The sequence below is a fragment of the Hymenobacter crusticola genome, from assembly GCF_002154225.1.
Taxonomy (GTDB): domain Bacteria; phylum Bacteroidota; class Bacteroidia; order Cytophagales; family Hymenobacteraceae; genus Hymenobacter; species Hymenobacter crusticola.
In genome coordinates this window covers 1-363 of the sequence record NZ_MTSE01000147.1, presented here as the reverse complement: position 1 = coordinate 363, position 363 = coordinate 1, and the positions used below count along the sequence as shown (strand labels likewise).

At 48.5% G+C, this 363-nt stretch carries 1 rRNA gene; it reads right to left on the bottom strand.

Going from position 1 to position 363, the window contains the following annotated elements:
- Positions 1-363: ribosomal RNA gene (locus BXP70_RS29280) — 16S ribosomal RNA — on the bottom strand; the annotation flags it as partial.

Sequence of the window (363 nt, the reverse complement as noted above, 5' to 3'; positions counted from 1 at the left end):
CGCATTTCACCGCTACACATGGAATTCCACTCTCCTCTACTGCACTCAAGTCTAACAGTTTCCAATGCACACAATGGTTGAGCCACTGCCTTTTACATCAGACTTATTAAACCACCTGCGCTCGCTTTACGCCCAATAAATCCGGATAACGCTTGCCACCTACGTATTACCGCGGCTGCTGGCACGTAGTTAGCCGTGACTTTCTAACCAGATACCGTCACTACCAAGCCATTTCCTACTTGGTACGTTCTTCTCTAGCAACAGAATTTTACGAGCCGAAACCCTTCTTCATTCACGCGGTGTTGCTTCATCAGGCTTTCGCCCATTGTGAAAGATTCCCTACTGCTGCCTCCCGTAGGAGTT